Source organism: Caballeronia sp. Lep1P3, assembly GCF_022879595.1.
In the GTDB taxonomy this organism is placed as follows: domain Bacteria; phylum Pseudomonadota; class Gammaproteobacteria; order Burkholderiales; family Burkholderiaceae; genus Caballeronia.
In genome coordinates, this window is sequence record NZ_CP084268.1 from 363,116 (window position 1) to 381,836 (window position 18,721).

Below are 18,721 nucleotides of genomic sequence, written 5' to 3' on the forward strand. Positions count from 1 at the left end.
TGCGCAGGCGCAATGGCTCGTCGGTGCTGCGTCGGCGTCGCGTCGGGCAACTGAAATAGTTATGTAAGCAGCATGCCAGCCGGTTAGCGTTTCGAGGCGGCGGGCATGTGTCGTGCACATCCGCATGAGCGTTTCCTTCAACTTAAAAGGGACTCGTCCATGACTCCGATCCGTCCGCGATACCGGTCGCGACTCGCCACCTCGCTTTTCGACTGGCTCAATCCAATCCCGTATGGCCTTTTCGTCGGCACCCTGATTTTCGACATCCTCTATGCCAACACCGCAGTCATCTTGTGGGCGAAGGGCGCCGCATGGCTCGTCACCGTGGGGCTTCTCTTCGCGATCATTCCGCGCTTCGTCAATCTCGGGCACGTTTGGTTCGGCCCGCGCGGGACGGTCACGCGCGCGGAACGCACGGACTTCTGGCTGAACCTCGTGGGCATCGTCGCCGCCATCGTCAACGCGTTCGTCCATACGCGCGACGCCTACGCGATGGTCCCGCTCAACGTGATCCTCTCCGTCGTCACCGTGGCGCTCTTGAGCCTCGCGCAGATCACGCTCGCGCTCGACAAGTTCAACCGCTTCGCATCGCAGGAGGCCGTCCGTGAATAGACTCATGTTGACCAGCGTCATTTCGATGGCGGTCGCCGCGTGCATCAGCGGTTGCCACCACGAGCAGGCGTCCTACGACGCCCAGCATCAGGCGGGCGCGAATCCGCCGCTGCCGAGCCCGCGCAGCTTCTTCACGCCGCCGATGCAGGTGCCGAAGCACGTCGGCTGGAAGAGCGGCGAGACACCGAAGGTCGCCGACGGGCTGAAGATCGAAGGGATCGCGTCGGGGCTCGCGCATCCGCGTCAGGTCTACGCGCTGCCCAACGGCGACATCCTCGTGGCGGAATCCAGCAGCCCGCAGGAGGAGCCGGTAACGACGCCGAAGCAACTCGTCGCGGGCTTGGTGCAAAGCCGCTCGGGGAAGGAAGCGAAAGGCGGCAACCGCATCACGCTCTTGCGGCGGCGCGCGGACGGCAGCGGCGAGTGGGAGAAGCATGTGTTCATCGACCATCTGCATTCGCCGTTCGGCATGCAGCTGATCGGCAACACGCTCTATGTCGCCGATACGGACGCGATCCTTGAATTCCCCTATACGGCGGGCGCGACGAGCATCGCTGGGCCGGGCGTCGAACTCGCCGATCTGCCGAGCACGATCAACCATCACTGGACGAAGGCGCTGCTCGCCAGCCCCGACGGAAAGAAGCTGTACGTCGGCGTCGGCTCGAACAGCAACGTCGGCGAGAACGGTCTCGAAGTGGAATACCGGCGCGCGGCCGTGCTCGAAGTCGACGTCGCGACGGGCGCGAGCCGCGTCTTCGCCGACGGCATTCGCAATCCGACGGGCCTGCAATGGGAACCGAAGACGGGCAAGCTCTGGACGGTTGCGAACGAACGCGACGAGATCGGCGCCGATCTCGTTCCCGACTATCTGACCTCGGTTCAGGAACATGGCTTCTACGGCTGGCCGTATAGCTATTACGGACAGCATGTCGATGAACGCGTGCATCAGCAGCGGCCCGATCTCGTCGCGAAGGCGCTGAAGCCCGACTACGCGATCGGCTCGCACGTCGCGCCGCTCGGCCTCATGTTCTACACGGGCGAGAACCTGCCGGCGCAGTATCGCGGCGGCGCGTTCATCGGCGAGCATGGCAGTTGGGACCGCTCGCCGCTCGCGGGCTACGCGGTCGTTTATGTCGCGTTCGAGAACGGCAAGCCGGTCGGCGCGCCCAAGCCTGTCGTCACCGGGTTCGTTTCCGACGACGAAAAGCAGTTGCGCGGCGCGCCCGTCGGACTCGCGCAAGATCGCGACGGCGCGCTCATCATCGCCGACGATGCCGGCAACGCAGTCTGGCGCGTGACCAAAGCCGGCAGTTGATTTTCGTATGATCGAAGCCAGCCGCGTTCGACGAGGTTTTGTCGAGCGCGGCTGACTGTTCGTCAGCGTATGTCTGCGGTAAGCACCGTCCCTCATCAATACAAAACACGGCACGCCGCCATCTAATTTGTTTATCGGCGTTTCATCGTGCGTGCCGCTGTTCTTTCGGCCCAGCCACCCGGCAGCATCCGCAAAGTCCTTGTCCGCAATGGCCTGCCAGTGGCCGCAGCATTGCGCGGCACGCGGCTCGCGCCATCAACCCACTGGTTAACCCGATCTTTTTTAGCGACCGGGCGAGCGTAGTTTTAGTCACCGGCAGCAAGCCTTCAGCGACGACTCATCGCAGACACGATGGGCGCGGTACCTGCAATGAGGCGGCCGAGCGCGGGCATCGCCGCGGCGTCATACGGCATCATCCATCGATTGTGATTCAAGGCGCTGTATAGACTGATACGGACAACGAAGCAAATCATCACGGAGATAACATGAGCGCAACGACATGGTTTGGGCGGCTCGCGCGGGCGCGCGCGAAAGCGGCTTCGTTTATGACGCTGCTCGCGGCATGCATGACCGCCGCGACGCTCGCCGCGTGTGGCGGAAGCAGCAACAATGCGTCGAGCGGCAGCAGTGCGCCGCTATCGGTGGTGAAGCCGGTCGTCGATTGTTCGAAGCTCGCTTCGCTCGACATCACCGACATCGGCGGTGCAGGCAGTTCGATCAGTTCAGCCACGGTCACGGCTGCAACCGTCAATGGCGCGACCGTCAACTTCTGCACCGTGAAAGGCACGCTCGCGCCTTCGAACACGTTCGAAGTCGCGCTGCCCGTCGATTCATGGACGCAGCGCTTCGCCGAACTCGGCTGCGGCGGCTTGTGCGGCAATCTCAGCGATCCGACCAAGCAGACATCGTTCAGTTTCAGCTATACGTGCCCGCTCGTGCAGCAGGGCGGTTTCGTCACGGCCGCGACCGACATGGGCCACTCCGGGAACGGTTCGGCATGGACATCGGACCCGCAAAAACAGGCCGATTTCGCTTATCGCGGGCAACACATCACGACGCTCGCCGCGAAGAAGCTGATCCAGACGTACTACGGACAGGCGCAGAAGTACGCGTACTTCGTCGGCTGCTCGGATGGCGGACGCGAGGCGCTGATGGCCGCGCAGCGTTATCCGGCGGATTACAACGGCATCGTCGCGGGCGCGCCGGCTGCACACTTCCAGATTCAGAACTCGCTGTATCACGGCTGGAGCGTGATCTCGAACAGCACGACGGGCACGAGCGCAGGCAAGGCCGTGCTGTACGCGGACAAGGCTCAAGTGCTGCATAAGGCGGTGGTTGCGGCGTGCGGCAATCAGTCGGGCGCGGCGGACGGGTTCATCGTCGATCCGCGCGCGTGCCACTTCGATCCGGCCACGATTCAATGTCCGGCGAGCGCATCGGATACGAGCAATTGCCTCACGGCCGCTGAAGTCGCGACCGCCACGAAGATCTATACCGGCCCGACCGATGCGACCACCGGCGAGCGCATCCTCGGCGGTTCGCCGCAATACGGCTCGGAAATCAACTGGCCGGGCGTGGAATTGCCGACGTCGAACTCGACGGATGCGCCGGTGGCCGTCACGAGCCTCTTCAGCTACACGATCGTGACGGGCGCGTACAACCTCATCTTCACCGGATCGCCGACGATGCCGAACATCGACACCTTCGGCTACCGCGACGCGAGCTTCTATCCGAACTATCTGCAGGCGAATCATCCGCTCAACGACGCGACCGATCCCGATCTTTCCGCGTTCAAGAAGGCGGGCGGCAAGTTGATCCTGTGGCACGGCTGGGCGGATCAGCACATCTCGCCGCTCTACACGATCGCCTACTATCAGGCGGTGCAGAACACGATGGGCGAAGCCAGCGCCAGCGAGTTCTCGCGCCTTTATCTGGTGCCGGGCGTCGGTCACTGCGGCGGCGGCGAGGGCTTCCCGAACATCGATCTCGTGACGCAGATCACCGGCTGGGTGGAACACGGCTCGGCGCCGAACGCGGTGATGACGTATCAGACCGATTCGAACGCGAAGGTGACGGCAACGCGTCCGGTGTATCCGTACCCGGCGATCGCGAAGTTCACCGGTTCCGGCGACTGGCACGATGGCGCGAGCTTCACGCAAGGCGCGCCGATTTACACGGCTGCGGCGCCGGCCTGGGCGGGCGCGAGCTTCTACTCGCCCTACGCGCACAAGACGCAGGGCGTGGCGGCGCCGTAAGCGGCGATCGTCGAAGGATACGGCTCCAAGCGGGTGTTGTGCCGCGCAACGTCAGTGCATGACGTTGCGCGGTTTTTTTGCGTCTGACGCGCCGGCGCACTTAAGCCCGGCATCGCGCGACCTTCGGGCGCGCCGAAAAACCATTGCCCCGACCTCTCCTTCATGGTAGAAGCACCGCTCTACACGCGGACGTCGCGGCGCAATGACAGGGAGCAGAAAGTGAGAAGGACCGCCGAAAACAAGCTGAAGGTGGTCGCGGTACGGGTCGAGCCTGCAATCGAGCAGAGGTTGCGGCTACTGGCGGAAGTAACGGGACGCAAACAATCTTTTTTCCTGCAGCAGATGATCGAGCGCGGCATCGGCGCGATGGAGGACATCTGGTTGCCGCCGCAACTGCTCGAAGAAGTGCGCGGCGGGAAGCTGCAAGCAAGGCCTTTGCCGGGCGAAGGCACGCCCGACCTCTTCAGCGATCTTCCCGCTTCCGGCCAGGCCGACTAGCGATGCATCGCCAGCCGGCCACGCGCTGCGATCAGGCCGGCATTCCGTCCTTGTATTCGACGAGCACTTCGCGATACGCCTTCGTGCCGTCATTGCGCGCCTTGTGCGTGGCGGGCACGCGCGCGCCCTTGCCGATCTCCGACAGCACTTCCAGATAGCCGCCCTCGCACTTGAGCGAATAGACCGCGCCCGTCGGCACCTCGAAGATGCCGAGATCGGCGCCGTCCTTGTCGTAGATATGCAGCGGCGCGCCTTCTATCGCGTACCACATGTACGAATGCTCGTGCGTATGAACGGGCGTCTCCTCGCCCGGTTCGAGCACGAAGTTCCATACGATGACCTTGTCGTTCTCGAATACCTTTTCGCTTCCTACGCCAGCCATGGTTGTCTCCTGAAATGTCCACCTGTTTCGACGACGCATGTCAGGCCTGCCAGGATGGTGCTAGGCCAGCAGGCCATCCATCGGGATGGCCGGCGACTTCCCGGCGATGAGATCGGCCGTGATGCGCGCCGATCCATGCGACATGGTCCAGCCGATATGACCATGCCCCGTATTCAGAAAGAGATTGCGGTACTTCTTTCGTCCGAAGAACGGCAGGTTGGTGGGCGTCATCGGGCGCAGGCCGGCCCACATCTGCGCGCGGTCGTAATCCGCGCCATCGGGATAAAGCTCCTGCGTCACGCGCTTCATGAACGCGAAGTCCGACGGTTTGTGCGACGTGTCATAGCCCGCGAATTCCGCCGTTGCCGTCACGCGAATGCGATCGCCGAAGCGCGAGACCGCCACGAGGTTATGCTCGTCCACGGCGGCGACGCGCGGCGGCGCCTTGTGATCGCCGATGGGTATCGTCAGCGAATAGCCTTTGATTGGATAGATAGGCAGGTGAATGCCGATTTTTTCCGCCACCTTCGGGCTCCATGTGCCGAGCGCGAGCACATACGCGTCGCCGCTCACGATGCCGCGATTGGTCACGACGCCCGTGATGTCGTTGCCCGCTGTCTGAAAGCCCTCCACGAGCGTATCCGTCATTAACCTGCCGCCGCGCGCCGCGACCTTCTCGGCGAGCGCGCGCGTGAACTTCGCGGGGTCGCCGGTTTCGTCGGTCGGGCAGTGGATCGCGCCGGCGATCTTTTCCTTCACGCTCGCGAGCGACGGATCGACCGCCACCACCTGTTCGCGGTCCAGCACGCGGATGGCTTGTCCATCGGATTCGAGCAGCTTCATTTGTGCGATGCCGCGATCGAGCGATTCCTGACTGCGATGAAAGTACAGGATGCCGCGATCGTTGCGGTCATAGTCGACGCTTTCCTCGGCGAGCATCTGCTGCAGCACGCTTTGCGAATACGCCGCCAGCCGATGCTTGAGCAGCGTATTGCGCCGCGCTTTCTCGACGGTGCATTCCATCAGAAAGCGCCACGACCATGCATAAAGCCGCGGATCGGACGAAAATCTGAAACGCAGCGCCTGATCCTTCATGACGATGGACTTGAGTAGCGTCATCGGCGCCTTGGGCGATGACCACACGAACGAATGACCGGGCGCGACCATGCCCGCGTTGCCCCAGCTTGTCTCGGCGGCGGCCACGGGCTGCCGCTCGATCACGACGACATCATGACCGTCTTTTTGCAATTGATACGCGGTGGTCACGCCGACCACGCCCGCGCCGAGCACGATTACCTTCACGTTTTACTCCCTCGGATGGCACGCAACCGCTGAAAACTGTCTACACCAATGTAGATAGAAAAGAAAACGCCGGCAAGCCCGTTGCAGAATATAAGCCCTCAACGCAGGTCCTATCAGCAAATTTCGGCATTTCGGCGGCCCGAGAAAACGAGTACTTGCAGCCGTCAATTTTGTTCTGATAGTGTCGACACTGTTGTCGAGACTTGGCCGGTTTCCCGAACATTCGCGAGGCGCGCGGCGCGCGCGTCGCCGTCACAGGAGAAGTCATGCAGATTCAGCGTTTCGAAAGCGGCAAGCGGATGAGCCAGGCAGTCGTGCACAACGGTTTCGGCTTTCTCGCCGGGCAAGTGGCCGACGATACGAACGCCGACGTCAAGGGTCAGACGACGCAGATTCTCGCGAAGATCGACCGCCTTCTCGAACAGATCGGCGCCGACAAGACGCGCATTCTGTCCGCGAACATCTGGCTCGCGGACTACACCACGTTCGCCGAGATGAACGAGGTCTGGGACGCGTGGGTGCCCGAAGGCCACACGCCGGCGCGCGCGTGCGTCGAATCGAAGCTCGCGTTCCCGCAATACACGGTGGAAATCGCGGTCATCGTCGCGGTGTAGGCCGGAGACATCGACATGAACGCACCCGACACGCTTTTCCCATACGTGCGGTTAGGCTTCTCGCTCGACGAAGGCATTGCGCGCCGCGCCGCGATCGGCCTCGTCGTGCTCGCGACGGACCACACGATCGAATACGAATGGCGCAAGCTGCTTGCAGCCGATGGCGTCGCGTTCTACGAGAGCCGCATCGCCAATTCCGCCGAGATCACGCCGGAAACGCTCGCGCAAATGGATGGCCTGATCGCGCCCGGCGTCGCGCTGATTCGCCCCGGCCAGCGGCTCGACGTGGTGGCGTTCGGCTGCACGTCCGCGTCGATGGTGCTCGGCGAGGAGCGTGTGTGCGAACGCATTCGCGAAGCGCGGCCGGGCGTTGCGTGCACGACGCCGATCACCGCTGCGCGCATCGGCATACATGCGCTGGGCGCCGAGCGGATCGCGCTGCTCACGCCGTATGTGCGCCACATCAACGAGTCGATGCGCGAGTATCTCGGCGCGCGCGGCGTGGACGTCGTGAGAATGGGCTCGTTCGAACATGCCGACGACAACGAAGTCGCGCGCATCGATGCCGCTTCGGTGCGCAGCGCGATTCTCGAACTCGGCCGTCACGACGATGTGGGCGCCGTCTTCGTATCGTGCACGTCGTTGCGTCTCGTCGACGATGTGCTCGCCATCGAAGCGGAACTCGGCAAGCCGGTGCTGTCCAGCAATCACGCGATGGCCTGGCATGCATTGCGTCTTGCGGGCGTCGCGGACGCGATGCCGCAGTTCGGCCGCCTCTACACCGTTTAGCCAGAACCCTCGCATTGATCGTGCAGTCCCACGTCTGGAGATGCCACTATGAAAATAGCGAAAGTGCTCGGTGCCGGTTTCGCGGCAAGCGTGTTGCTCACGACGGCGAGCGCGGCGTTCGCGCAGACCGTGTCCATCGGCGCGATTCTGCCGTTGACGGGCGCGAGCGCGTCGGTCGGTGAGGATCAGCGGCGCGGCGCGGAACTCGCCGTCGAACAGGTCAACGCGCACGGCGGCGTGCTCGGCGGCAAGCTGAAGGTGATCGTGGAAGATTCGGGCGGCAGCGCGCCCACGGCGCTGAGCGCGGCGCGCAAGCTCGTTTCGGTGAACAAGGTGCCGGTCGTGCTGGGCGAGTTCTCGTCCGGCATCACGATCCCGATTGCGCAATACGTCGTGCAGCAAGGCGATGTTCATTTGAATGTCGGTTCGTCGAGTCCGGCGATCCGCAAGCTCGGCGATGGTTCGTTCAGCGTGATCGGCCTCGACGACCTCTCCGCGCGCTTCGCCGCCGACGATCTCTACGCGCAGAACCTGCGCAACGTCGCGTTCATCGCGCCGAACAATTCGTATGGACAAGGCGTCGCGCCCGAATTCAAGCGACGCTTCGAATCGCTCGGCGGCAAGGTGACGTCGATCGTCATGTACACCGAAGGGCAGTCGACCTATCGCCGGGAATTGCAGCAGATGTCGAAGACAGATCCGCAGGCCTACGTCTACAGCGCATACGGCCAGGAGGCGGCGACCATCAATCGCGAAGCCTACGAACTCGGGCTGAACAAGGCGAAGTGGTACGGCATCTATCTGACGATGTGCACGAGCGATACCGTCGCGCAGGCGGCGCGCGGGCAGGAAGGGCTGGAGGTCGCATCCATCGGCGATGCGGGCAAGTCGTATCAGCAGGCGTATCAGCAGAAGTACAAGGAAGCGCCCAAGTCCGCGTTCGGCGCATACGTGTACGACGGCGTGATGGTCGCGGCATCGGCCATCAACAAGGCGGGCGCGGCGGACCCCGCGAAGATACGCGCGGCGCTGCATCAGATGGGCACGTACCAGGGCGCGACCGGCACCATCGCGTTCGATGCCGACGGTCAGCGCAAGGACCAGCCCTACGACAAGGTGAAGTTCGAAACGACGGTCGTCGCACGCTGACGCCGCGCGTCATCGCCGGGAGAACGTCATGCTGCAGTTCGTCATCGATCTTCTCATTCGCGCGTCGGACATCATGCTCGTCGCGGTCGGGCTGTCGGTAGTCTATTCGCTCGTGCGCTTTCCGAACGTCGCGCACGTTCAATACGCGATGACCGGCGCCTTCGTCACGCTCGCCATGACGAAGGCGGGCGTGCCCTTCGTGGCGGCGCTCGCCGTATCGTGCGCGGCGACCGGCTGCCTCGCCGTCGCGCTCAACGTGTTCGTGTTTCGGCGACTTTTGCGCTCGGGCAGCTCGATTGCGATGGTCGGATCGCTTGCCGTGTCGATGATCCTCATTGCCGTGGTCCTCGGCATCGCGGGTTCGCGTCCGTTGCGCTATTCGACGGCGCTCTCCGCGCCGTTGCAACTCGGCTCGACGATGATCTCCGTCGATCAGATCACATCCATCGCATGCGGCTTCGGCTGCGTGGCCTTGCTCGCGCTGCTGCTGTTCAAAACCGGCGTGGGCCGCTCCATGCGCGCGATGGCGAGCAATCCGGCGCTCGCCGCCGCAACGGGCGTGGACGGCGCGCGCGTGCTCAACGGCATCTCGTTCCTGAGTGGCGCGCTCGCCGCGCTCGGCGGCACCATGCTCGGGCTGACGGAGAACGTGCACGTCGATCTCGGCACGAACCTGCTGCTGCCCGTGTTCGCCGCGGCCATACTCGGCGGACTCGGCAATCCGCTCGGCGCGGCAGCGGGTGCGCTTCTGATCGCGCTTGCCGAAACGCTCGCGACCAACATCGATTTCGGCTGGATGATGGGGCGTTCTGGCGTGTATCTGCCCGTCAGCTACGTGGGCGCGGCGTCGTTCGTGATCCTGCTCGCGGCGCTGCTGCTGCGGCCTTACGGACTCTTCGACCGGGAGGTTCGCCGTGTCTAGCTTCCTGCTGCACGTCGCGACGCTCGCGTGCATCTATGCGTTGATGGCGCTCGGCCTCAACTTGCAGGCGGGCTTCGCGGGCCTGCTCAACTTCGGCTTCGTCGCGTTCGTCGGCATCGGCGCTTATGCAACGGGCATCGCGTCGTCGTCGGGATGGCCGTGGATCGCGGGCATCGTCGCGGGCATGGCGGTGGCGATGTTCGTCGGCTTCGTGATGGCGCGGCTCGGGCGCGATCTCGCCTCCGATTACTGGGCGATCGCCACGCTCGCGATTGCCGAACTGATCCGCACCATTGCGCTGAACGAAGGCTGGCTCACGGGCGGCGCACAAGGCATCGGCGGCATCGCGCCGTTGTTCACGCGGCTCACCGGCGCGCGCGGCGACGTCGCGTTCTTCGTGCTGGCGCTCCTGTTGCTGGCGGCGGCATTCGCCATATGCACGCGGCTCGCGCGCGGGCGCTACGGGCGCGCGCTGCGCCTCATGCGCGAAGAACCCGCGCTTGCGCAAAGCCTCGGCTATCGGCTCGTGCCGATGAAGATCACCGCGACGATGACCGCCGCCGCCATTGCCTCCACAGGCGGCTCGCTGCTCGCGCTGTACATGAGCTTCGTCGGGCCGGACTTCATGCTCGCGTCCGAGACCTTCGCCGTCTGGACGATGGTGATGATCGGCGGACTCGGCAACAACGCGGGCGTGGTGCTGGGCGCGCTGCTCGTCGAGGCGATCTATAGCGCGGTGCCCTTCGCGAAGGATTACATCGACATCGGCACGGATGTCGCGGGTGCGGTGCGGCTCGGCGCAATCGGCTGCATTCTGCTCGCCTGTCTGCTGCTGCGGCCGGGCGGCCTGTTGCCCGAGCGAATCCGGAGGACGACATGAGCGTCGTGTTGAAGCTGCAGGACGTGCACAAGTCGTTCGGCGGCAATCACGTTCTCACCGGACTATCGTTCGACATCCTAAGCGGTGAATTCGTCGGCCTGCTCGGACCGAACGGATGCGGCAAGAGCACGGTGCTCAATGCGATCACGGGTTATTGCCCGATCGAGCGCGGCAGCATCGAGTTGCACGGCGAGCGCGTCGATGCGCGTGCGCCTCACGAGGTCGCCGCGCGCGGAGTGAGGCGAACCTTCCAGTTGCCGTCGATGCCCGCGCGCATGACCGTCGGCGAAGTGCTGATGGCCGCGTCGACGCAACGTCACGGCCTCTTCGCGACGCTGCTGCCGTCCGCGCGCACGACGCGCATCGAAGCGCAAACGCGTGAACGTGCGCGGCAGTTGCTCGATGAACTGCTGCTCGACAAGGTCGCGCATCTTCCTGCTGCATCGATATCGGGCGGGCAGAAGAAACTGCTCGGCATTGCATGCGCGCTGATGGGCGAGCCGTCGCTGCTTCTGCTCGATGAACCGATGGCGGGCGTGCATCCGAATTTGCGCGCCGAACTCATGCGCGTGCTGCGCGGCATCAACGAGCGCGGCGTCACGCTCGTCGTCGTGGAGCACGACATGCATTTCGTCGCCGAGACGTGCGCACGCTGCATCGTGCTCGATCGCGGGCGCACCGTGGCGGATTGCCGGCCATCGGAGCTGGAGCATCACGAAGGCGTCGTCGAAGCGTATCTCGGGCGCGCGACGAAGGCCGCTGCCGCGCCGCTGCGCGCGACCGGAACACTGGGAGCGACGGCATGATTACGGTCAGCAACGTCGTCGCCGGCTATTCGCGCGATGTCGACATCCTGCGCGGCGTCTCACTCGCCGCGAAGGAGCTGGAGATCGTCACGATTCTCGGGCCGAACGGCTGCGGCAAATCCACGTTGCTCAAGACGGTCGCGGGCTTTCTGATGCCGAAGAGCGGCGCGGTTCAACTCGACGGCATCGACGTGGGACAGGTGAGCGTGCATCGCAAGATTCGCGCGCATCGCATCGGCTTCGTGCCGCAGACGGACAACGTGTTCGGCGCGCTGTCCGTGTGGGAAAACTTGGCGCTCGGCGGGCAGTTCATGCCGGAGCGCGAACGCCATGCAAGGCTCGACGAACTCTATGCGAGCTATCCGATATTAAAGACCAAACGCAGCGCGCGCGCCGCGAGTCTTTCGGGCGGCGAGCGGCAGATTTTGTCGCTTGCGCGCGCGTTGATGCCGCGTCCGCGCTTTCTTCTGCTCGACGAGCCATCGGCGGGATTGTCGCCGCGCATGCTGTCCGAAGTGTTCGACGCCATCGTGCGCCTGCGCGACACCGAGCGCGTCGGCGTGTTGATGGTGGAACAGAACGCGGCGCAGGCGCTGCGCATTTCGAATCGCGCGTATGTGCTTTCGATGGGACAGGTCGCCCTCGAAGGCGACGCCGCCGATCTGCTCGCGAGCGACGACATGCGCCGGCTCTATCTTGGCGGCAGCGTGCAATGACGACGAACGAAAGAAGCGAGGAACGCGACGTGGCTTTGCGCAACGTGACACTGGAGGACAAGTACGCGCTCGATCACGGGCGCGTGTTCATGACGGGCGTGCAGGCGCTCGTGCGGCTGCCGCTGATGCAGCGCCTTCGCGACGATGCCGCTGGTCTGCATACCGCCGGCTATATCTCGGGTTATCGCGGCTCGCCGCTCGGCACTTACGATGCGGAACTGCACAAGGCGAGGAAGCATCTCGACGCCGCGCATGTCGTCTTCGTGCCGGGCGTGAACGAGGATCTTGCGGCAACGGCGGTATGGGGTTCGCAACAGGCCGAGGCGGGCGGCGAAGGCAGATACGACGGCGTGTTCTCGATCTGGTACGGCAAGGGACCGGGCGTCGATCGCAGCGGCGACGCGTTTCGCCACGCGAATCTCGCGGGAACATCGAAGCATGGCGGCGTGCTTTTGCTCATGGGCGACGACCACACCTGCGAGTCATCGACGACGTGCCATCAATCGGAGTTCGCGCTCATCGATGCATCCATTCCGGTGCTGAGTCCGAGCGGCGTGCAGGAAATACTCGACTTCGGCTTGTATGGCTGGGCGATGTCGCGCTATTCGGGCGGCTGGGTCGGTCTCAAGTGCGTGAAGGATACGGCCGATGCGTCCGCGGTGATCGAGATCGATGCATCGCGTGTGAACATGGTGCTGCCCGGCGATGCAGCCATGCCGCCCGATGGCCTCAATCTGCGGCAGCCCGATACGCCTCATGCGCAGGAATATCGGCTGCACAACTACAAGCTCGATGCCGTGCGCGCGTTCGTGCGCGCGAACGAACTGGATCGCGCGGTGCTGGGGCGCGCGGGCGCGCGCATCGGCATCGTCACGCATGGCAAGAGTTATCTCGACGTGCTTCAGGCCATCGACGATCTCGGCCTCGACGAAACCCGGCTCGAAGCAATGGGCGTCGCCATCTACAAGGTCGGCTGCGTGTGGCCGCTCGAACCGGAAGGCGTGCGCGCGTTCGCGCAGGGCAAGGAACTCTTGATGGTGGTGGAGGAAAAGCGCAGCCTGCTCGAAGCGCAGATCAAGGACATTCTCTACGGCAGGCCGCGCGCGCCCGCCGTTATCGGCAAGAAGGACGAAAGCGGCGCCACGCTCTTTCAGCCGGAACTCTCGCTGGATTCCGTGCAGATTGCGATCGCGCTCGGAGAACGCCTCGCGTGCCTCACGAACGATAGACATCTCGATGAGCGCGTCGCGTTCCTGCGCGAATTGCGGCGCGTGCAATTTGCTCCCGAGCCGCTCTCCCGCAGCTTCTATTTCTGCAGCGGCTGCCCGCATAGCTCGTCGACGGTCGTGCCCGAAGGCAGCAAGGCTTACGCGGGCATCGGATGTAGCTGGATGGCGCAGACGATGGAGCGCAACACGCTCGGCTACACGCAGATGGGCGGCGAAGGCATGACATGGGTGGGCGAAGCGCCGTTCTCGAAGCGCGAGCACATGTTCCAGAACATGGGCGATGGCACGTACTTTCATTCGGGCCTGCTGTCGGTGCGTGCCGCGATTGCCGCGCGCACGCGCATCACGTTCAAGATTCTTTTCAACGATGCCGTCGCGATGACAGGCGGCCAGCGCCACGATGGACAACTCAGCCCGCTTACGATTGCGCAGCAGGTCCGCGCGGAAGGCGTGACGCGCATCGCGGTGGTCTCCGACGATCCGTCGAAATATCCGCGCGAGCTCGCATGGCCGCAAGGCGTGACGATTCATCATCGCTCGGCATTGCAGGATGTGCAGACCGAGTTGCGCGATGTCGATGGCGTGAGCGTCTTGATCTACGACCAGACGTGCGCTGCCGAGAAGCGGCGCCGCCGCAAGCGCGGCCAGCTTGCGGACCCGGCGAAGCGCCTCTTCATCAACGATCTCGTCTGCGAAGGCTGCGGCGATTGCGGCGTGAAATCGAATTGCGTGTCGCTCGTTCCGCTCGAAACCGAGTTCGGCCGCAAGCGCGCCATCGATCAGAGCGCCTGCAACAAGGACTATTCGTGCAATGAAGGCTTCTGTCCGAGCTTCGTGACCGTGCATGGCGGCGCGTTGCGCCGCGTGCAGCGCAAGCCCGATGCGAGCGTGTTCCCCGCGTTGACGGAACCCGTGTTGCCGTCGCTCGATGCGCGCGTGTTCTCCATCGTCGTGACGGGCGTCGGCGGCACGGGTGTCGTGACCATCGGCGCGATACTGGGCATGGCGGCGCATCTCGAAGGCAAGGGCTGCGGCATTCTCGACATGGCCGGCCTCGCGCAAAAGGGCGGCTCCGTGTGGTCGCATGTGCGCTTCGGCGCGAGCCCGTCCGCGATCAAGGCCATTCGCATCGCGACGGGCGGCGCGGATGTCGTGATCGGTTGCGACATGGTCGTCGCGGCGAGCCAGAAGACGCTCGCGATGACGCGCCGCGCGTCCACGCACATGCTCGTCAATTCGCATGAAGCGATGACGGGCGACTTCACGCGCCAGCCCGATCTCGCGTTTCCGGCGTCGGAGTTGCGCGCGCGGATGAACGAAGCGGTGGGCGAACGTCACGTCGAATTCGTCGATGCAACGGCAACCGCGCGCCAGCTTTTCGGCGACACGATGGCGAGCAACATGTTCATGCTCGGCTTCGCATATCAACGCGGATTGATCCCGGTCGGCGCCGATGCGATTGCGGCGGCCATCGAACTGAATGGGGCCTCGGTCGCGCTCAATCTGGATGCGTTCACGTGGGGACGGCGCTTTGCGTGCGCGCCGGCGGTTGCCGCACGCCTGTTCGACATGGCCGATGCCGCGCCGTCATCGCGGCGCTCGGCAACGCTCGACGAGATGATCGAGCGTCGCGTGCAATTCCTGAGCGCATATCAGAGCGCGGCGTATGCGGCGCGTTACAGCGAGCTCGTCGGCCGCGTGCGACGCTGGGAACGCGCTGTGTCCGCGCGTAGCGAAAGCGTGTCGCGCGCGGTCGCGGAGACGCTGTTCCGCCTGCTCGCGTACAAGGACGAGTACGAAGTCGCCAGGCTACTGACCGCGCCCGCATTCATCGACGGCCTGCACGCGAAGTTCGACGGGCCGGTGCGCATCGCGTTCAATCTCGCGCCGCCCGGCATCGCGCGGCGCAACACGCGAACCGGCGAGCCCGAGAAGCGCGAATTCGGTGCGTGGATGCTGCCGGTATTACGCATGCTCGCGAAGTGCAAGCGGCTGCGCGGCACGCCCTTCGATCCGTTCGGCCATACCGCCGAGCGCCGCATGGAGCGCGAACTGGTTCACCGTTACGAGGCGACGATCGCGGCGATCATCGAACACGGCACCGCGCGTAATCATGCGGCGGCGTTGCGCGCCGCGTCCATCGCCGGAAAGATTCGCGGCTATGGGCATGTGAAGGCGCGTAATTTTGCCGCGATAGACGCGCAATGGCGCGAGGCCGTCGAGCAGTTGAGTGCGCCCGCAGTGATCCCTTTGCAGCGCGTGGCGTGAAGCGTCGCTTACTTAAAAGACAGGCGTCTTAGCGCGAGAAAAGCCGCACGACGCCTGCATCCACCACGCGCGCAATTTCTTCCATGCGCCACGTGATGTGCGATTCCGTCAGCGCACGGCAGCGCTTGAGATCGCGCGCTTCGATTGCGTCGAGAATCTCGAAGTGCTCGGCGAAAGCGTCGTGGCCGCGCTGCTCGAGATCCATCCAGCGCACGAAATGAATGCGCGCATTGATGCCATAGAGCGCCCGAACCATTTCGTTATTGCCCGCAAGCGCCACGAGCCGGACGTGAAACTCTTCGTCCTTGATGGTCAGTTCGGCCGCACTCGTTTGCGCACGGCTTTTCATGACTTCCTTCCAGAACTTGCGCAGTGCGCGCAAATCCTTGATATCGGCGCGCTCGGCGGCAAGCAGGACGGCGGAAGATTCGATGCTGCGCCGCAATTCGAAGAGATCGAAAATGTCTTGCCGATGCAGCTCGCGCGCGAAGAAGCCGCGATTCGGCACGAAATGCAGCAGGCTTTCCGCGACGAGCCGGTTGAGCGCTTCGCGCAGCGGCGTGCGGCTCACGTCCAAACGCTGCGCCAATTCCAGTTCGTTCACGCGCTCGCCGGGGCGGATGGTGTAAAGCACCGCCATTTCCTTCAATTGCTCATAAAGCTCGTTGACGGTCAGGCCCGGGCGCTTAGGCGGCGTCGTTTCGCGAACGTTTGGACGCGTCTCCCGCAAGAGGGATGAATACCTGGGCATGTGTCGGGAATTCCTTTTGCTTGACCATCGGCGGCGTCATACGGGCGCAATGTTTTTGCGTCTGGATGAGGCTTCGATAATACAACAGTGACTACACAATCACCGAGAATAACGGGGTGCGCTTTGCCAGTCGCTTAATACAAGCAGAAAACGTTGGCAAGCGTTTCTGCGGCAGTGTGTACGCTGCCGCACGGTCGCAAGATCGCCGCCTTGGGACGATTTCGCATTCACCGCTATGGTGACAAGAATCATGCTCGCCCTTGCGCGCGGCCACACATGGAGATTACCGGATGTCGCTTTCGAAAAGGCTGGTTGATAGCGCAAAAGTCTTTCTGCCCGACGATGTTTTCTTGAGCTTCGTGCATCGCAGGAGGATAGGGCGATTTCCCAATCTTAAGCGTCCTTTGACCTTCAACGAGCAGATACTGCGCCGCTGTCTGCATCCCGACCCGCGCTATGTCAATCTTAGCGACAAGCTCGCTGTGCGTGATTTCATCGCGAAGAAAATCGGCCCGCAATATCTGATTCCGTTGATCGCCGAGCCGGCCGTCTTCACGCGAACCGTCTTCGACGAGCTGCCGTCGCAGTTCGTGATGAAGGCCAATCACGGCAGCGGTTTCGTGAAGGTCGTGCGCGACAAGAAGGACACGACGTTCGAGGAACTCGCGGCGCTTGCGAAGGAATGGCTCGCGACCGACTTCTACAAGATCGCGCGGGAGCGGCACTATCGCGCGATCAAGCCGCGCGTGTACTTCGAGACGCTGCTGCTCGACGACAACGGCGTGGTGCCCGCCGATCTCAAGTTTCACGTCTTCAACGAAAGCTCGGGCAAGCAGACCATCTATATCCTCGTGATCTCGGACCGTTTCGGCGACGTGCCGCGCGGCGATGTGTTCGATGCCGACTGGAAGCCTCAGGACATCACCATCGGCAAGTACGTGCACAGCGATCAGCCGCTACCGCGTCCGGCGAATCTGGACAAGCTGCTCGAAGTCGCGGATGCACTCGCGAAAGACTTCGAATATGTGCGCGTCGATCTGTATTCGCGCAACGACGAGATTTACTTCGGGGAACTGACATTCACGCCGGGCGCCGGTGTCTTGCGCATGCAGCCCGACAGCGTGGATTACGAATGGGGCAGGCTGCTCGAAATGACGCGCAAGCCGGGGCGCACCGGACCATAAGTCACGCGCGCGATGCTCGACGCTTGCGTCATGCTTGCGCGTCGCGCCGCGCGAGACAGAGATCGATGAACCGCTGCACGGGCTGCGTGAGCGTCGCGCCACGCCGCGTCGCGATGCCATACGGCGGCCCGCGCCTCTCGATCCTGATAGGCAGCACCGCGACGAGTCCATGTTCCTCGAAGTACCGCGCGACCTTCATCGGCACGAGACCGACCGTGCCGCTGCCCGAGCGCAATAGCGACAACGTCGCGAAGGTCGAGGACGTCTCGATCGCATAGCGCGGAAACGGCAACTGCCTGTCATCGAAGAGCTGTTCCAGCAGCGAGCGCATCGGCAGCGCGGCTTGCGGCACGATCCACGGATTGCCGGTGAGATCCGCGAGCGCGATGTTCTCCGCCTTCGCGAGCGGGTCCGCGCCGTCCACCACGAAGCACACTTCCTCCGCTTCCAGCGGCACGAAGTCGTAGGCATCCGGGTGCACGCTGATGCTCGGCCGCCCGATCACGAGATCGAGCAGGCGCTGATCGAGCATCGACAGCAGCCGCGCGCTGTTGTCCTCCCACACTTCCACCGATATATCCGGCTGCACCTCGCGCAGCGAGCGCAGGATCGGCGTGAGCCATACGGGCACGCTGCCCATCACCGCGCCGATGGCGAGCGTGCCGCCCCCGCCGCGCATGATCGCCGCGAGTTCGTCGCGCAGCGCGCCGATCTCCGAGCGCACCGCGCGCGCATGCCGTATCACGCAGCGCCCGAGTTCGTTCGCGACGATGCCGCGCGGCGAACGCGCGAACAGTTCCGCGCCGAACATCGCTTCGATCTCGCGAAGCGACTTCGTCGTCGCGGGCTGCGAGAGCGAGACCTGCTGCGCGGCCTTTCTCAGCGAGCCGTGGTCGTCGAGTGCGATGAGAAGCGCCACATGGTTCCCGCGAAGACGCCGCAGGATCGCGTCGATACTGGTTATCACCGATATAACTCCAGGGTCTCACCTGATCGGAACGTTTCATTATCTGCGCGGGCGCATGCGTCTCTACACTGAGTCCGTCGAT

The 18,721-nt window shown here is 63.8% G+C and carries 17 protein-coding genes; 13 read left to right on the plus strand and 4 right to left on the minus strand.

The genetic code is table 11. The features are described from left to right. Positions 1–159: 159 nt before the first annotated feature. The 4 genes from LDZ27_RS25995 to LDZ27_RS26010 all read left to right on the plus strand — a co-directional run bounded on the left by LDZ27_RS25995 (position 160) and on the right by LDZ27_RS26010 (position 4,680). Positions 160–612, plus strand: a complete 453-nt coding sequence (locus tag LDZ27_RS25995) for a DUF2231 domain-containing protein (protein ID WP_244818155.1) — start codon at positions 160–162, stop codon at positions 610–612. Positions 613–616: 4 nt separating this feature from the next. Beyond that, entirely contained in the window at positions 617–1,927 is a 1,311-nt protein-coding gene (locus tag LDZ27_RS26000; protein WP_244818453.1) for a sorbosone dehydrogenase family protein, read from the plus strand. A 485-nt stretch (positions 1,928–2,412) separates the two neighbouring features. Beyond that, a complete protein-coding gene (locus LDZ27_RS26005; protein ID WP_244818156.1) occupies positions 2,413–4,182 on the plus strand; it encodes a tannase/feruloyl esterase family alpha/beta hydrolase in 1,770 nt (589 codons plus the stop codon). 219 nt (positions 4,183–4,401) lie between these two features. Then, positions 4,402–4,680, plus strand: a complete 279-nt coding sequence (locus LDZ27_RS26010; RefSeq protein ID WP_244818454.1) for a hypothetical protein — start codon at positions 4,402–4,404, stop codon at positions 4,678–4,680. A gap of 31 nt (positions 4,681–4,711) precedes the next feature. Here LDZ27_RS26010 and LDZ27_RS26015 read toward each other — a convergent pair whose 3' ends face one another. Then, on the minus strand, positions 4,712–5,062 hold the full coding sequence (locus LDZ27_RS26015) for a hypothetical protein (protein WP_244818157.1): 351 nt from the start codon (positions 5,060–5,062) through the stop codon (positions 4,712–4,714). 60 nt (positions 5,063–5,122) lie between these two features. Beyond that, the gene (locus tag LDZ27_RS26020; protein ID WP_244818158.1) at positions 5,123–6,364 is read right to left on the minus strand and encodes a D-amino acid dehydrogenase; all 1,242 of its coding nucleotides are present in this window, start codon (positions 6,362–6,364) and stop codon (positions 5,123–5,125) included. A 266-nt stretch (positions 6,365–6,630) separates the two neighbouring features. Between LDZ27_RS26020 and LDZ27_RS26025 the strand changes: the two genes are divergently transcribed. Genes LDZ27_RS26025 through LDZ27_RS26060 form a run of 8 tightly spaced genes read left to right on the plus strand, consistent with a single transcriptional unit; the run spans position 6,631 to position 15,737 of the window. Then, on the plus strand, positions 6,631–6,978 hold the full coding sequence (locus tag LDZ27_RS26025) for a RidA family protein (RefSeq protein WP_244818159.1): 348 nt from the start codon (positions 6,631–6,633) through the stop codon (positions 6,976–6,978). Positions 6,979–6,993: 15 nt separating this feature from the next. Next, on the plus strand, positions 6,994–7,767 hold the full coding sequence (locus LDZ27_RS26030; RefSeq protein WP_244818160.1) for an Asp/Glu racemase: 774 nt from the start codon (positions 6,994–6,996) through the stop codon (positions 7,765–7,767). A 48-nt stretch (positions 7,768–7,815) separates the two neighbouring features. Then, positions 7,816–8,916: an ABC transporter substrate-binding protein gene (locus tag LDZ27_RS26035; protein ID WP_244818161.1), complete on the plus strand. Its 1,101-nt coding sequence runs from the start codon at positions 7,816–7,818 to the stop codon at positions 8,914–8,916. A 28-nt stretch (positions 8,917–8,944) separates the two neighbouring features. Further along, positions 8,945–9,838: a branched-chain amino acid ABC transporter permease gene (locus tag LDZ27_RS26040; protein WP_244818162.1), complete on the plus strand. Its 894-nt coding sequence runs from the start codon at positions 8,945–8,947 to the stop codon at positions 9,836–9,838. Further along, positions 9,831–10,718: a branched-chain amino acid ABC transporter permease gene (locus LDZ27_RS26045; RefSeq protein WP_244818163.1), complete on the plus strand. Its 888-nt coding sequence runs from the start codon at positions 9,831–9,833 to the stop codon at positions 10,716–10,718. The genes LDZ27_RS26040 and LDZ27_RS26045 overlap by 8 nt, the downstream gene beginning before the upstream one ends. Continuing rightward, positions 10,715–11,524: an ABC transporter ATP-binding protein gene (locus tag LDZ27_RS26050; RefSeq protein WP_244818164.1), complete on the plus strand. Its 810-nt coding sequence runs from the start codon at positions 10,715–10,717 to the stop codon at positions 11,522–11,524. Before LDZ27_RS26045 ends, LDZ27_RS26050 begins: the two co-directional genes overlap by 4 nt. Further along, a complete protein-coding gene (locus LDZ27_RS26055; protein ID WP_244818165.1) occupies positions 11,521–12,240 on the plus strand; it encodes an ABC transporter ATP-binding protein in 720 nt (239 codons plus the stop codon). The genes LDZ27_RS26050 and LDZ27_RS26055 overlap by 4 nt, the downstream gene beginning before the upstream one ends. Continuing rightward, entirely contained in the window at positions 12,237–15,737 is a 3,501-nt protein-coding gene (locus LDZ27_RS26060) for an indolepyruvate ferredoxin oxidoreductase family protein (protein ID WP_244818166.1), read from the plus strand. The genes LDZ27_RS26055 and LDZ27_RS26060 overlap by 4 nt, the downstream gene beginning before the upstream one ends. Before the next feature lie 28 nt (positions 15,738–15,765). On the opposite strand, the gene LDZ27_RS26065 is transcribed toward LDZ27_RS26060, so the two are convergent. Beyond that, positions 15,766–16,488: a GntR family transcriptional regulator gene (locus tag LDZ27_RS26065; RefSeq protein WP_244818167.1), complete on the minus strand. Its 723-nt coding sequence runs from the start codon at positions 16,486–16,488 to the stop codon at positions 15,766–15,768. Between the two features lie 290 nt (positions 16,489–16,778). On the opposite strand from LDZ27_RS26065, the gene LDZ27_RS26070 reads away from it, so the two are divergent. Next, positions 16,779–17,672 carry an ATP-grasp fold amidoligase family protein gene (locus LDZ27_RS26070; protein WP_255751468.1) on the plus strand — a complete coding sequence of 298 codons (894 nt, stop codon included), beginning with the start codon at positions 16,779–16,781 and terminating at the stop codon, positions 17,670–17,672. 28 nt (positions 17,673–17,700) lie between these two features. Here the strand turns inward: LDZ27_RS26070 and LDZ27_RS26075 are convergent, their stop codons facing one another. Then, complete coding sequence (locus tag LDZ27_RS26075; protein WP_244818169.1) at positions 17,701–18,639, minus strand: LysR family transcriptional regulator; 939 nt, start codon at positions 18,637–18,639, stop codon at positions 17,701–17,703. Positions 18,640–18,721 lie beyond the last annotated feature (82 nt).

Bases quoted from the DNA above. Each gene is read 5' to 3' on its own strand.
- LDZ27_RS26040 (WP_244818162.1), top strand. From the start codon at position 8,945: ATGCTGCAGTTCGTCATCGATCTTCTCATTCGCGCGTCGGACATCATG.
- LDZ27_RS26050 (WP_244818164.1), top strand. From the start codon at position 10,715: ATGAGCGTCGTGTTGAAGCTGCAGGACGTGCACAAGTCGTTCGGCGGC.
- LDZ27_RS26070 (WP_255751468.1), top strand. From the start codon at position 16,779: ATGTCGCTTTCGAAAAGGCTGGTTGATAGCGCAAAAGTCTTTCTGCCC.
- LDZ27_RS26015 (WP_244818157.1), bottom strand. From the start codon at position 5,062: ATGGCTGGCGTAGGAAGCGAAAAGGTATTCGAGAACGACAAGGTCATC.
- LDZ27_RS26030 (WP_244818160.1), top strand. From the start codon at position 6,994: ATGAACGCACCCGACACGCTTTTCCCATACGTGCGGTTAGGCTTCTCG.
- LDZ27_RS26060 (WP_244818166.1), top strand. From the start codon at position 12,237: ATGACGACGAACGAAAGAAGCGAGGAACGCGACGTGGCTTTGCGCAAC.
- LDZ27_RS26000 (WP_244818453.1), top strand. From the start codon at position 617: ATGTTGACCAGCGTCATTTCGATGGCGGTCGCCGCGTGCATCAGCGGT.
- LDZ27_RS26005 (WP_244818156.1), top strand. From the start codon at position 2,413: ATGAGCGCAACGACATGGTTTGGGCGGCTCGCGCGGGCGCGCGCGAAA.
- LDZ27_RS26035 (WP_244818161.1), top strand. From the start codon at position 7,816: ATGAAAATAGCGAAAGTGCTCGGTGCCGGTTTCGCGGCAAGCGTGTTG.
- LDZ27_RS25995 (WP_244818155.1), top strand. From the start codon at position 160: ATGACTCCGATCCGTCCGCGATACCGGTCGCGACTCGCCACCTCGCTT.
- LDZ27_RS26065 (WP_244818167.1), bottom strand. From the start codon at position 16,488: ATGCCCAGGTATTCATCCCTCTTGCGGGAGACGCGTCCAAACGTTCGC.
- LDZ27_RS26055 (WP_244818165.1), top strand. From the start codon at position 11,521: ATGATTACGGTCAGCAACGTCGTCGCCGGCTATTCGCGCGATGTCGAC.
- LDZ27_RS26025 (WP_244818159.1), top strand. From the start codon at position 6,631: ATGCAGATTCAGCGTTTCGAAAGCGGCAAGCGGATGAGCCAGGCAGTC.